This is a genomic window from Microbacterium sp., from assembly GCF_039812165.1.
Classification (GTDB): domain Bacteria; phylum Actinomycetota; class Actinomycetes; order Actinomycetales; family Microbacteriaceae; genus Microbacterium.
Genome location: NZ_JBDIAB010000074.1, coordinates 1 through 12,401, shown reverse-complemented (window position 1 = coordinate 12,401; position 12,401 = coordinate 1). Strand labels below are relative to the sequence as shown.

The following is a 12,401-nucleotide window of genomic DNA, read 5'->3' as shown; positions in this document are numbered from 1 at the left end:
CCCGGCATGGAGATGCCGGGCCGCAGAACGCCTCTCGGCGCGAGGCCGCTCGTAGCGGCAGAAGATGGAGCCCGGGGTTACTGCGGCCCGGCCGATCAAGTGTAACGGACCGACGCGGCCTCGCATTCCCGGGTCGGCGCACGGCGGCATCCCGCCGACTGTCGCGCCTCGCCTCGTGCCGGTCTGTCGCGCCTCGCCCGACGCGGGCGACGCGTACGCTCGGACCATGACCTGGCGCTACGCGCTCATGATCGATCCCGCCGCGCCGGACGACATGCGCATCGACTTCTCCGCGACGTTCACCCCGGTCGACCCGTCGGCGCCCGCGCTCACGGTGGGGGAGCTGAGCACCCAGCGCGGCGACGGCATCTTCGAGTCGATCGGGGTCGTCGACGGGCACGCGCAGGAGGTCGAGGCGCACCTCGAGCGCCTCGCCCACTCGGCACGGCTGTGCGACCTGCCCGAGCCCGTCCTCGCGCAATGGCGGCAGGCGATCGCGCTCGCCGCGGCCGAGTGCGGCCCGGGCGAGTCGGTCATCAAGCTCATCCTGAGCCGCGGCGTCGAGCACGGTCCGACGCCCACCGCGTGGGTCACCGCGGCGACCGCGGCCGACTTCGCGGATGCCCGGACCCGCGGCATCCGCGTCGTCACGCTCGATCGCGGCTACGGCATCCGGACGCCGGCCCAGGCGCCGTGGCTGCTGCTCGGCGCGAAGACGCTGTCGTACGCCGTGAACATGGCCGCGATCCGCGAGGCGAAGCGCCGCGGCGCCGACGACGCGATCTTCGTCACGAGCGACGGGTTCGTGCTCGAGGCGCCGACCGCGTCGCTCATCCTCCGGCGCGGCGACACGTTCGTCACGCCGGCGCCGAACGGCGGCATCCTGCACGGGACCACCCAGGTGAGCGTCTTCGCGCACCTCGACGCCCAAGGGTTCTCGACCGCGTACGAGACGATCCCCGCGGCCGATCTCGCGACGGCGGATGCCGCGTGGCTCGTCTCCAGCGTCCGTCTGGCCGCCCCCGTCACGGCGATCGACGGCGCCCCGATCCCGCTGGACGCGGAGCTGACGGCATCCGTCAACGCCTACCTGCGGAGCCCGCGCGACTGATCCTGCCGCGACGGCGGTGCCGCCGGGCTCCCGCGCGAGCGCCGACACAACGGAGGAGATCCTCGGCGACGCGCCGGGTCGCGGCATCCGTCATCGGCGTGTCCCGCCGGATCTCCGCCGTTGTGCACCGGTGGCGGGTGAAGCGGCATGACAGTCGCCGACACAACGGCGGATGCGACTACCGACACGCCGTCGTGTGGGGTGCCGCGGCCCGCATGTCGTGCGGGATCTCCGCCGTTGTGCCTCGTCGATGACGGTGTGCCCGAACGGCGGATTCCTCCACAACGACGGATCCGCGCAGGTTGTCCACGGAACCCGGGATCGGCGCCGCACGCAGGTCGGCCGACGCCGACACTGAGGGGCATGTGCACGTCCGAGGTCGCGATCGCGTCGTACCGGACGCTCCGGGAGAACCTCTCCCGCAGCGAGATCGCGGCACGCCTCCACAGCGGAAGCCTCGTGCGCGTCCGGCGTGGGATCTATGCGTCGGATGCCGCTTGTGCAGTCGCCGTCGAAGCGGTCGCCCACGGCGGGATGCCCGCCTGTGTCTCCGCGGCCCGTCATCTCGGGCTCTGGGTGCTCGACGACAGTGACGACCTGCACGTCTGGATGGGGCGCGGCGGCCACCGACGTCATCCCGAGGAGTGCGGCTGCGTCGCGCATTGGGATGACGGACCGGCATCCGGTTCGTTCGGGTCGGCTCCCGTGGCACGGATCCTTCGGCAGATCCTGTCCTGCAAGGGCGTCGAGGCGTTCTTCGTGACGCTCGAGTCGGCGCTGAAGGCGAGGCTGCTGACACGAGCGGGCTGGGCCTGGCTCCGTGCGCACGTCAACGGCGAAGGGCGGGAGGCCATGGAACTGGCCCGATCGGACGCCGACAGCGGTCTCGAGTCGCTCCTGCGGTGGCGGCTCCGCGGGCGTCGGCTGCGTGTGCGCACTCAGGTCAGGATCCTGGGCGTCGGGGTGGTGGATGTGCTCATCGGAGAGCGGCTCATCATCGAGGCGGACGGCAAGGACAACCACGAGGACGACGAGCATCGCCACAAGGATCTCGTCCGCGACGCCAACGCGGCGGTGTGGGGATATGCCACGCTGCGCTTCGACTACGCCCTCATCGTCCACGAGTGGGAGCTCGTCGAGGCCGCCATCCTCGGCGCCGTCGCCGCCGGCCACCATTTGCGCTGACACCGGAGCTGTCGCAAACCTCTGCGCAGGCTGACACGACGGCGGAGATCCGCGCGACACACCGACTTCCGGCATCCGTAACCGGGCGTGTCGTGAGGATCTCCGCCGTCGTGACGGTGAGGGCCGCGCGGCACCTCACGCCATGGCAGCAGGCCTGCAGAACGGCAGCTGCGCGACACAGCGGTGGACCATCGACACAACGGCGGACCATCACGCCGGCGCGCGGGGTGGGACGCCGTAACCACGGCGCGTCGCGAGGATCTCCGCCGTTGTGCGCGGCCCGCCTGCCCGCCGAGCCCTATCCGAAGCGGCCGGAGACGTAGTCCTCGGTGGCCTGCACGGACGGGGTCGTGAAGATCGTCGTCGTGTCGTCGTACTCGATGAGCTTGCCGGGCTTGCCGGTGCCGGCGATGTTGAAGAACGCCGTCCGGTCGCTCACGCGCGACGCCTGCTGCATGTTGTGGGTCACGATGACGACCGTGTAGTCGTTCTTCAGCTCGCCGATGAGCTCCTCGATCGCGTAGGTCGAGATCGGGTCGAGCGCCGAGCACGGCTCGTCCATCAGCAGCACCTGCGGCGACACGGCGATCGCCCGCGCGATGCACAGACGCTGCTGCTGGCCTCCGGAGAGGCCGGAGCCGGGCTTCTCGAGCCGGTCCTTGACCTCGTTCCAGAGGTTCGCACCCTGCAGCGACCGCTCGACGAGCGCGTCGGCATCGGCCTTGGAGATGCGCTTGTTGTTCAACCGCACGCCCGCGAGCACGTTCTCCTTGATCGACATGGTCGGGAACGGGTTCGGGCGCTGGAACACCATGCCCACCTGGCGGCGCACGGCCACGGGGTCGACGCCGGTGCCGTACAGGTCGTCGCCGTCGAGCAGCACCTCGCCCTCCACGCGGGCACCCGGGATGACCTCGTGCATGCGGTTGAGGGTGCGCAGGAACGTCGACTTGCCGCAGCCGGACGGGCCGATGAACGCGGTGACGGTGCGGGGCTCGATCTGGAGCGACACCCCTTCGACGGCGAGGAAGTCGCCGTAGTAGACGTTGAGGTCGTTGACGTCGATTCGCTTGGACACGGGTTTCCTTCGGGCGTAGGGCTCAGCGGCCGGTCTTGGGTGCGAACAGCTTCGCCACGAGGCGGGCGAGGAGGTTCAGCACCATGACGATGAGGATGAGGGTGAGCGCCGCGGCCCAGGCGCGGTCGGTGTAGGCCTCGGGCGGGATGCCCTGGTTCGCGTACTGGGCGTACGTGAAGACGGGGAGCGTCTGCATCCGGCCGTCGAAGAGGTTGAGGTTGAGCGAGTCGGTGAAGCCCGCGGTGACGAGCAGGGGCGCGGTCTCGCCGATCACGCGGGCGATCGAGAGCATGACGCCGGTGGTGATGCCGGCGATCGCCGTCGGCAGCACGACCTTGAGGATCGTGAGCCACTTCGGCACGCCGAGCGCGTACGCGGCCTCGCGCAGCTCGTTCGGGACGAGCCGCAGCATCTCCTCGCTCGAGCGCACGACGACCGGGATCATGAGCACCGACAGGGCGATCGATCCCATGATGCCCAGGCGCACGCCGGCTCCGAAGAACAGCGCGAACAGGGCGTAGGCGAACAGGCCCGCGACGATCGACGGGATGCCGGTCATCACGTCGACGAGGAACGTGATGCCCCGCGCGATGCGCTTGCCGGCCCCGTACTCGACGAGGTAGATCGCGGTCATGAGGCCGATCGGGATCGAGATGACCGCGGCGGCGAGCGTGATGAGGACGGTGCCCCAGATCGCGTGCACGGCGCCGCCGCCCTCGCCGACGACGTTGCGCATCGAGGACGAGAAGAAGATCGCGTCGAAGCGCGAGACGCCGGCCGAGACGACGGTCCACGACACCGAGACGAGCGGCACCATCGCGATGAGGAATGCGACCGTGACCAGGCCCGTGACGAACCGGTCGGTCGCCTTGCGCGTCCCCTCGACGACCGAGGAGACGACCGTGATGAGCGCGAGGTAGCCGATCGCCGAGACGACGAGCCAGCCGGCGACGTCGAGGCCCTTGCCTCCGGCGGCGGCGAGCAGCCCGAAGACGAGGAGCATCGCGGCCAGGACCCCGCCGAGGAGGGCCCACGGCGCCCAGTCGGGCAGGCGCCCGGAGCGCAGCGACGGTCCCGCCGGCATGCGGCTGGGGGCGGGTGCGGGTGCGGTGAGTGCCATGTCAGTTCGCTCCCGAGAATTCCTTGCGACGGCTGACGATCCAGCGTGCGATCGCGTTGACCGCGAACGTCACGACGAAGAGGATCAGGCCGGTCGCGATGAGGACGTTGATGTTCACGCCGTACGCCTCGGGGAAGGTGAGGGCGATGTTCGCGGCGATGGTGGACGGGTTGGTGGAGGTGAACAGCTGCAGGCTCACCGTGCCGGTGGCGGAAAGCACCATCGCGACGGCCATGGTCTCGCCGAGCGCGCGGCCGAGGCCGAGCATGGCGGCCGAGACGATGCCGGAGCGGCCGAACGGCAGCACGGCCATGCGGATCATCTCCCAGCGGGTGGCGCCGAGAGCGAGCGCGGCCTCCTCGTGGAGGCGCGGGGTCTGCAGGAAGATCTCGCGGCAGATCGCGGTGATGATCGGCACGACCATGACGGCGAGCACGATGGATGCCGTGAAGATCGTGCGGCCGGTCGCCGACACGTCGCCGCCGAACAGCGGGAACCAGCCCGCGTACTCGTTGAGCCACGCGTACGCGGGCTGCGCGGCGGGTGCGAGCACCAGGATGCCCCACAGGCCGAACACGACCGAGGGGACCGCCGCGAGGAGGTCGACGATGTAGCCGAGTGCCTGGGCGAGCCGGCGCGGGGCGTAGTGCGTGATGAACAGCGCGACCCCGAGCGAGAGCGGCACGGCCATGATGAGCGCCAGGAGGGCGGCCCACACCGTGCCGAACAGGAGCGGCCAGACGTAGTCCCAGAAGTTCGTGGTGAGCAGGCTCGCCTCGGCGCTCGTCGCGGTCAGCGCCGGCACCGACTGGATGATGAGGAACAGGGCCACCGCGGCGAGGGTGGCGAGGATCATGGAGCCCGCGAACAGCGCGGAACCCGAGAACCAGAGGTCGCCGGGGCGTTGCTTCGCCTTGGCGGGGGCGCTGGTGGCGGTCATGGGCGCGTCTTCCGTTCGTGCGATCCGGCCCGGGGCCCCTCAGGCCCCGGACCGGATCGTCGATCTCACTTGATGGCGTCGACCGCCGCGGCGGCCTTGGTGCGCAGGGCGTCCGAGATCGGGGCCGAGCCCGCGTTGTCCGCCGATGCGTTCTGTCCGTCGGTGCTGATCGCCGCGGAGAAGAAGCCCTTCACGAGCGCCGCGGTGTTCGCGTCCTCGTACTGGGCGCAGCCGATCAGGTAGCTCACGAGCACGACCGGGTAGGCGCCCTCGGCGGTGGTGGTGCGGTCGATCTTGATCGCCAGGTCGGTGTCGGCGCGACCCTCCTCGGCGGGCGAGGCGTCCACGGCGATCGCGGCGCCCTCGGCCGAGTGGCCGACGAACGCGTCGCCCACCTGGACGTTGACCGAGGCGATGCCGGTGGCCTGCGACGAGTCGGCGTAGCCGATCGTGCCCTGGCCGCCCTTGACGGCGTTGACGACGCCGGAGGTCCCCTGGGCGGCCTCGCCGGTCGCGGTCGGCCATTCCTCGACCGATCCGGCGGTCCACACGTCAGGGGCGTTCGCCGCGAGGTAGTCGGTGAAGTTGGCGGTCGTGCCGGACTTGTCGGAGCGGTGCACCGGCGTGATCTTGGTCGCGGGCAGCTGCGCGTCGGGGTTCGTCGCGGCGATCGCCGGGTCGTCCCAGCTCGTGATCGTGCCGGCGAAGATGCCGGCGAGGGTCTTCGCGTCGAGGTCGAGCTCGTCGACGCCGTCGAGCGTGAAGATCACGGCGATGGGCGAGATGTAGGCGGGGATCTCGACGATGTCGGAGTCGGCGGCGCAGGCGCCGAACGTGCCGGTGGAGATCTCGTCGGTCTTGAACGCACGGTCGGAGCCGGCGAACTGCACGGCGCCGGACTGGAAGGACTCGCGGCCGGTGCCGGATCCCTGCGGGTCGTAGTTGACGGTGACGGCCTCGTTCTGGCTCTGGAACTGAGCGGTCCAGGCCTGGATGGCGACCTGCTGCGAGGTGGCGCCGGAGCCGTTGAGCGTTCCCTGCAGCGCCGAGGCGGACTCGCTCGCGGCGGGCGCGCCCTCGTTCGCGGCGCAGGCCGTGAGGGAGAGCGAAGCGACGGCGGCGATCGCGCCGAGCGCGGCCAGACGGTTGAGTTTCACGTATCGTTCCTTCGGATGTCGGGTCGTGCCCGGCTGCCGGGCACGTGACAGAAGGTAGACACCGACTCTTAAGAGAGTGCGCTGCCGGGGTGAACGACAGGTGAACGACTCAGAACTTGGGGTCGTGCGTCTCGATCGACACGATCCCCGAGCCCGGGTTGCTCGTCGACAGGTGGACGACCGAGAACGAGCCGGGGTCGAGCGCCGACGCGCTGCCCAGGTACGAGCCGCGGAGGGTCCCGGTGGCCAGCGCCAGCTCGTGCAGGATGTCGGGGAGCACGGGCCCGTGGCTGCACAGCACGGCGGGCTTGCGGGCCCGGACGCGCCGCCCGACGACCGCGCGCACGTCCGCGGTGCCGTCCTCCCAGGCGTCCTGGCTGATCGACCGGGTGCGCTCGATCTTGGTCCCGAGGGCGGCGGCGAGCGGAGCGACCGTCGTGACGCAGCGCACCGCGTCGCTGGAGACGATCTTCTGCACGCCGAACGCGCGGAGCGGCCCGACGATCGCATCCGCCTGCTGCGTCCCTCGCGAGGTGAGCGGCCGCTTCGTGTCGGCGCCCTTCCACTTCTCGCGCGGCTTGGCCTTGGTGTGGCGCAGGACGACGATCGGGAAGGTCGACAGGATGCCGTCGTCGACGAACCGCAGGAAGTTCTCCAGGATCTCGACGTCGACCGGGTAGCTCAGGTAGCTCAGCGCCTTCTTCGGCGTGACCCACTCGATCGCGGCGATCTCGCGGTTCGGCACGAACGCCGACGCGCGGATCGCGGCATCCGTCGCCTCGGCCGACCAGTAGTGCACGATCTTCTGGCGCTTGTTCGGCATGCGGTAGCGCGACAGGCCCACCGAGATCCCGAGGGTGACCCGGATGCCGGTCTCCTCGAAGATCTCTCTCGCGGCCGTCTCGGCGAGCGTCTCGCCCGGGTCGACCTTGCCCTTGGGCAGGGTGACGTCGGCGTACGCGGTCCGGTGGATCACCAGGACCATGAGCCTTCCTTCGACCAGGCGCCAGACGACGCCGCCGGCCGCGTACACGGCGGTGTCGGTCATCGCACCGCGCGGGCGCGCCGACGGCGCTGGATCTGGGACATCGTGAGCTCCTGCAGGTCGGTGAGCGGCTTTCCGTCGGCGTCCACGCTGTGGCGGACCCACTGCTCGTCGGCGCCGAGATGCCACGAGCTGGTCTGGTCGCTCATCGCGGTGTCGAACCAGTCGAGGATCTCCTTGAGGTGCGCCGGCGCGGTGACCCGCACGAGCGCCTCGACGCGGCGGTCGAGGTTGCGGTGCATCATGTCGGCGCTGCCGATGTACACCTGCGGGTCGCCGTCGTTGTGGAACGCGAAGATGCGCGAGTGCTCCAGGTAGCGGCCGAGGATCGAGCGCACCGTGATGTTGTCGCTGACCCCGGGGATGCCCGCCTTGAGCGAGCAGATGCCGCGCACCCAGACGTCGACGCGCACGCCCGCCTGGCTGGCCCGGTAGAGCGCGTCGATGATCTCCTCGTCGACGATCGAGTTGACCTTGATGCCGACGCGCGCGGGCTTGCCCGCGAGCGCGTTGCGGCGCTCCTTGTCGATGTGCCGCAGCAGCCCCTTGCGCAGGTGCAGCGGGGCCACCAGGAGCCGCTTGAACTTCTTCTCGATCGCGTAGCCGGACAGCTCGTTGAACAGGCGCGTGAGGTCCCTGCCCACCTGCGGGTCGGTGGTGAACAGCCCGAAGTCCTCGTACAGGCGGCTGGTCTTCGGGTTGTAGTTGCCGGTGCCGATGTGGCTGTAGCTGCGCAGCATCCCGTCCTCCTCGCGGATGACGTGGAGGAGCTTGCAGTGGGTCTTGAGCCCCACGAGGCCGTACACGACGTGCACGCCGGCCTTCTCGAGCTTGCGCGCCCACACGATGTTCGCGGCCTCGTCGAAGCGCGCCTTGACCTCGACGAGGGCGAGCACCTGCTTGCCCCGCTCGGCGGCGTTGATGAGCGCCTCGACGATCGGGCTGTCGCCCGAGGTGCGGTACAGGGTCTGCTTGATCGCGAGCACGTGCGGGTCGCGCGCGGCCTGTTCGAGGAAGGCCACGACGCTCGTCGTGAACGACTCGTACGGGTGGTGCACCAGCACGTCGGCCTTGCGGATCGCGGCGAAGATGTCGGCGCGGCCGCCCTGGTCGGCGGACTGGAAGGCCGTCGCCGTGGTGGGGATGTGCGGCGGGTAGTGCAGCTCGGGGCGGTCGATGCGCGTGAGGGCGAACAGGCCGCGCAGGTCGAGCGGCTCGGGGAGGCGGTACACCTCCTGCTCGGTGATGTCGAGCTCGCTGATGAGCAGGTCGAGCATCACGTCGTCCATCTTCTCGGTCACCTCGAGCCGGATGGGCGGGCCGAACCGACGGCGCAGCAGCTCGGTCTCGAGCGCCTGGATGAGGTTCTCGGTCTCGTCCTCCTCGATGACGACGTCCTCGTTGCGGGTGAGGCGGAACGTGTGGTGCTCGAGGATCTCCATGCCCGGGAACAGGTCGTCGAGGTTGTTGGAGATCAGCTCCTCGAGCGGCAGGTAGCGCACGCTCTCGCGGCTGCCGGGGAGCGGGACGAACCGCGGCAGCATCGACGGCACCTTCAGGCGGGCGAACTCCTGGCGGCCGGTCTTGGCGTTGCGGATGCGGATCGCGAGGTTCAGCGACAGCCCGGAGATGTACGGGAACGGATGCGCGGGGTCGACGGCCAGCGGCATGAGCACCGGGAACACCTGGGCCTGGAAATAGTCGTACAGGTCGGCGCGCTCCTGGTCGGAGAGGCTCTCCCACGTGACGACCTCGATGCCCGCGTCGGCGAGGGCGGGGCGCACGAGGTTCTGCCAGGCCTCGGCGTGACGCACCTGCAAGGCGTGCGCCGATGCGGAGATGTCGGTGAGCACGTCGTGCGGCGCGCGGCCGATGTTCGTCGGCACCGCCAGGCCGGTCACGATGCGGCGCTTGAGGCCGGCCACGCGCACCATGAAGAACTCGTCGAGGTTGCTCGCGAAGATCGCCAGGAAGTTCGCGCGCTCCAGCAGCGGCGTCGCGGGGTCCTCGGCGAGCTCGAGCACGCGCTGGTTGAACGCGATCCAGCTGAGCTCGCGGTCGATGTAGCGGTGGTCGGGGAGCGACTCGTCCTGGACCTCGACGGCCTCGTCGAAGTCGTCGTCGTCGGCGTCGCCCAGCCCCGAGTCGGCGGCATCCAGTCCCGAGTCGAGCACTTCGGTTTCGATCATCCCCTCATCATTGCAGGCGCACCGCCGGGTTCGTGAACCCCCGGCGACAAGAAGACGAACTCGGCGCCCGCGACCCGCGCACGCGTGCGTTCCGGCACCCGCCGACCGCTCGGAGGGCGTGCGTCAGGCCTGTGACCGCGTGCGGGCGGGCGGCATGGTGTCGTCCTCGTCGACGTTGAACCGGTAGCCGACGTTGCGGACCGTGCCGATCAGCTGCTCGAGGTCGCCGAGCTTGGCGCGCAGACGCCGCACGTGCACGTCGACCGTGCGGGTGCCGCCGAAGTAGTCGTAGCCCCACACCTCGCTCAGCAGCTGCTCGCGCGTGAACACGCGCGACGGATGCGTGGCGAGGAAGTGCAGGAGCTGGAACTCCTTGTAGGTGAGGTCGAGCGGCTTGCCGCGCACCTTCGCCGAGTACGAGGCCTCGTCGATCGTGATGCCCGAGGTCTGCACGCGCGACGCGGGCTGGTCGGCGCCCTGCCGGCCGATCACGAGCCGGATGCGCGCGTCGGCCTCGGCCGGACCCGCCGAGGCCAGGATGACGTCGTCGATGCCCCACTCGGTCGACACCGCGGTGAGTCCGCCCTCGGTGACGACGGCCACCAGCGGGGCGTCGAGACCGGTGGTCGTGAGGATGCGGCACAGCGACTTCGCGCCCACGAGGTCGATGCGCGCGTCGACGAGGATGACGTCGGCGCTCGGCGCGTTGACGAGCTGCGCGGGCTCCGCCCGGATCTGGCGGACGCGGTGGCTGAGCAGCTCGAGGGCGGGCAGAGCGGCCCCCGCGACGGGGTCGGAGCTCAACAGGAGCAGCTGGGCCAAGGGTCGGATCCCTCCCGGTGCGGCCGGCACGCACCGTGCACTCATTGTAGGGCCGCGGAGCCGCGATGCGATCCGGGCGGGCGCACAGGGGGCTCTGTGGGTCACAATGGACCCATGTCCGTGCCCGAGCTCGCTCCGCGCCGCACGTTCGGCGGCATCGTCGCCGTGTGGATCTTCGCGGCCGTCCTGACCGTCGGCATCGGCGTCGTCGCCCCGCCGGAGTGGCGCGCCGCGTGGATGGCGGTGGGCCTCGGCGCATGCCTGTTCGCGTCCTTCGCGGTGCAGCTGGCGCAGGGGATCGTCGAGGGCTTCATCGAGCGCGTCGCGGCGAGCATCATCGGCGCGATGCTCGTGATGGGCTTCATCGGGGTCGGCTTCGGCCTCTCGACGCTGTTCGCCGGCTGACCCGCGCCGCCGTGCGCCCGTGTCGCGGGCGGCCCGGCGTAGAGTAGGCGTATGGACCTCGTCGCGCTCGAACTGTTCTTCGTCGGGTTGCTCGGACTCGCGTCGCTCGCGATCGTGTTCGTCTCCGGCGTCGTGATCAAGAACCTGTACCGCGGCCAGCGCTGACGCCGTGATCGAGCTGCCGAGCGACCTCGCCGCCGACCTCGTCCCGCTGTCGTGGCTGCTGGGCGTGTGGGAGGGCACCGGGGTCATCGACTACCACGCCGGCGACCGCTCGTTCGAGGGCGAGTTCACCCACCGTGTGAGCTTCAGCCATGACGGCGGGGACTACCTCAACTACGCGGCGACCGCCTGGATGACCGAGGGCGGTGCGCCCCTGGTCGCCGAGACCGGCTACTGGCGGCTCGTGCGCGCCGCGACCGACGCCGACGCCGGTCCCGCGCTGCTGCCGGCATCCGCCGTCGCGGCCGCGCGCACCGCCGACGACGTCGAGGCCCTCCGCGCCCCGACCGGCGGCTTCGAGATCGAGGTGGCGCTCGTCCACTCCGACGGCGTGGGCGAGCTGTACCTGGGCCAGGTGCGCGGGCCGCGCATCGACATCGCGACGGATGCCGTGGTCCGCCCGGCCGGGGCGAAGGTCTACACGGCGGCCACCCGCATGTACGGACTCGTCGACGGGCACCTGCTGTGGGCGTGGGACATCGCCGCGCTCGGCGGCGAGCTCGCCTCGCACGCGTCGGCACGACTGGCCAGGATGCCGTGATGGACGACGCGTTCGCGCGCGTGCCCGGCGCCGTCGTCGACGACGACGGCCTGGTGCACGTCGGCGAGCCGCTGCGCGAGCAGCGCCTGCTCGCCCAGGGCGCCGCGGTCGCCCCGCTCGGCGACCGTGCGGTGCTCACCGTCGCGGGCGAGGACCGCCTGTCATGGCTCGACTCGCTCACGTCGCAGGCCCTCGCGCGCCTCGAGCCGGGCGCGAGCACCGAGCTGCTCGTGCTCGACCCGCACGGGCACGTCGAGCACGCGGCATCCGTCGTCGACGACGGCGAGCGCACGTGGCTGATCGTCGACCGCTCGCACGCCGAGGCGCTGCTGGCCTGGCTCGTGCGCATGAGGTTCCGGCTGCGCGTCGACCCGCGCGACGCGTCGGACGCCTATCGCGTCGTGGGCGGCACGGCCGCGGCCGTGGCCGACCTGGCCGCCGCGGCGGTGTGGCACGACCCGTGGCCGGGCGTCGCGACGGGGGGCTGGGCGTACGCGGCGACCGACCCGCATCCGGGCGCCGAGCGCGACTGGTCCGAGGCGGTCGTCCCGCTCGCCGAGCACGAGCGGCTGGCGGATGCCGCGGG

At 70.9% G+C, this 12,401-nt stretch carries 11 protein-coding genes and 1 pseudogene; 5 read left to right on the top strand and 7 right to left on the bottom strand.

The window, feature by feature from the left end; all coding sequences use genetic code 11:
• Positions 1-226 precede the first annotated feature (226 nt).
• Both WML84_RS07945 and WML84_RS07940 read left to right on the top strand, forming a co-directional pair.
• The gene (locus WML84_RS07945; protein ID WP_347345608.1) at positions 227-1,111 is read left to right on the top strand and encodes an aminodeoxychorismate lyase; all 885 of its coding nucleotides are present in this window, start codon (positions 227-229) and stop codon (positions 1,109-1,111) included.
• Between the two features lie 705 nt (positions 1,112-1,816).
• Positions 1,817-2,296, top strand: coding sequence for a DUF559 domain-containing protein (locus WML84_RS07940; RefSeq protein ID WP_347345607.1), 480 nt, complete (start codon positions 1,817-1,819; stop codon positions 2,294-2,296).
• A 298-nt stretch (positions 2,297-2,594) separates the two neighbouring features.
• Here WML84_RS07940 and pstB read toward each other — a convergent pair whose 3' ends face one another.
• The 7 genes from pstB to WML84_RS07905 form a co-directional block, all read right to left on the bottom strand.
• Positions 2,595-3,374: a phosphate ABC transporter ATP-binding protein PstB gene (pstB, locus tag WML84_RS07935; protein ID WP_347345606.1), complete on the bottom strand. Its 780-nt coding sequence runs from the start codon at positions 3,372-3,374 to the stop codon at positions 2,595-2,597.
• 22 nt (positions 3,375-3,396) lie between these two features.
• Complete coding sequence (gene pstA / locus WML84_RS07930; protein WP_347345605.1) at positions 3,397-4,494, bottom strand: phosphate ABC transporter permease PstA; 1,098 nt, start codon at positions 4,492-4,494, stop codon at positions 3,397-3,399.
• A 1-nt stretch (position 4,495) separates the two neighbouring features.
• Positions 4,496-5,434 (bottom strand): phosphate ABC transporter permease subunit PstC, encoded by a 939-nt coding sequence (pstC, locus tag WML84_RS07925; protein WP_347345604.1) that lies wholly within the window; start codon positions 5,432-5,434, stop codon positions 4,496-4,498.
• A 65-nt stretch (positions 5,435-5,499) separates the two neighbouring features.
• Complete coding sequence (pstS, locus tag WML84_RS07920) at positions 5,500-6,591, bottom strand: phosphate ABC transporter substrate-binding protein PstS (RefSeq protein ID WP_347345603.1); 1,092 nt, start codon at positions 6,589-6,591, stop codon at positions 5,500-5,502.
• Between the two features lie 109 nt (positions 6,592-6,700).
• Positions 6,701-7,639, bottom strand: a complete 939-nt coding sequence (locus tag WML84_RS07915) for an NUDIX domain-containing protein (RefSeq protein WP_347345602.1) — start codon at positions 7,637-7,639, stop codon at positions 6,701-6,703.
• Entirely contained in the window at positions 7,636-9,825 is a 2,190-nt protein-coding gene (locus WML84_RS07910; RefSeq protein WP_347345601.1) for an RNA degradosome polyphosphate kinase, read from the bottom strand. The genes WML84_RS07915 and WML84_RS07910 overlap by 4 nt, the downstream gene beginning before the upstream one ends.
• Before the next feature lie 123 nt (positions 9,826-9,948).
• Positions 9,949-10,647, bottom strand: a complete 699-nt coding sequence (locus tag WML84_RS07905; protein ID WP_347345600.1) for a response regulator transcription factor — start codon at positions 10,645-10,647, stop codon at positions 9,949-9,951.
• 114 nt (positions 10,648-10,761) lie between these two features.
• Here WML84_RS07905 and WML84_RS07900 point away from each other — a divergent pair, with 114 nt between their 5' ends.
• From WML84_RS07900 to WML84_RS07890, 3 genes and pseudogenes are all read left to right on the top strand, one after another.
• A complete protein-coding gene (locus WML84_RS07900) occupies positions 10,762-11,052 on the top strand; it encodes a hypothetical protein (RefSeq protein WP_347345599.1) in 291 nt (96 codons plus the stop codon).
• Positions 11,053-11,221: 169 nt separating this feature from the next.
• The gene (locus tag WML84_RS07895) at positions 11,222-11,815 is read left to right on the top strand and encodes an FABP family protein (protein WP_347345598.1); all 594 of its coding nucleotides are present in this window, start codon (positions 11,222-11,224) and stop codon (positions 11,813-11,815) included.
• Positions 11,815-12,401: pseudogene (locus WML84_RS07890) on the top strand (folate-binding protein); the annotation flags it as partial. The gene WML84_RS07895 and the pseudogene WML84_RS07890, both read left to right, overlap by 1 nt.

Bases quoted from the DNA above. Each gene is read 5' to 3' on its own strand.
- WML84_RS07945 (WP_347345608.1), top strand. From the start codon at position 227: ATGACCTGGCGCTACGCGCTCATGATCGATCCCGCCGCGCCGGACGAC.
- pstA (WP_347345605.1), bottom strand. From the start codon at position 4,494: ATGGCACTCACCGCACCCGCACCCGCCCCCAGCCGCATGCCGGCGGGA.
- pstC (WP_347345604.1), bottom strand. From the start codon at position 5,434: ATGACCGCCACCAGCGCCCCCGCCAAGGCGAAGCAACGCCCCGGCGAC.
- WML84_RS07915 (WP_347345602.1), bottom strand. From the start codon at position 7,639: ATGACCGACACCGCCGTGTACGCGGCCGGCGGCGTCGTCTGGCGCCTG.
- WML84_RS07910 (WP_347345601.1), bottom strand. From the start codon at position 9,825: ATGATCGAAACCGAAGTGCTCGACTCGGGACTGGATGCCGCCGACTCG.
- WML84_RS07900 (WP_347345599.1), top strand. From the start codon at position 10,762: ATGTCCGTGCCCGAGCTCGCTCCGCGCCGCACGTTCGGCGGCATCGTC.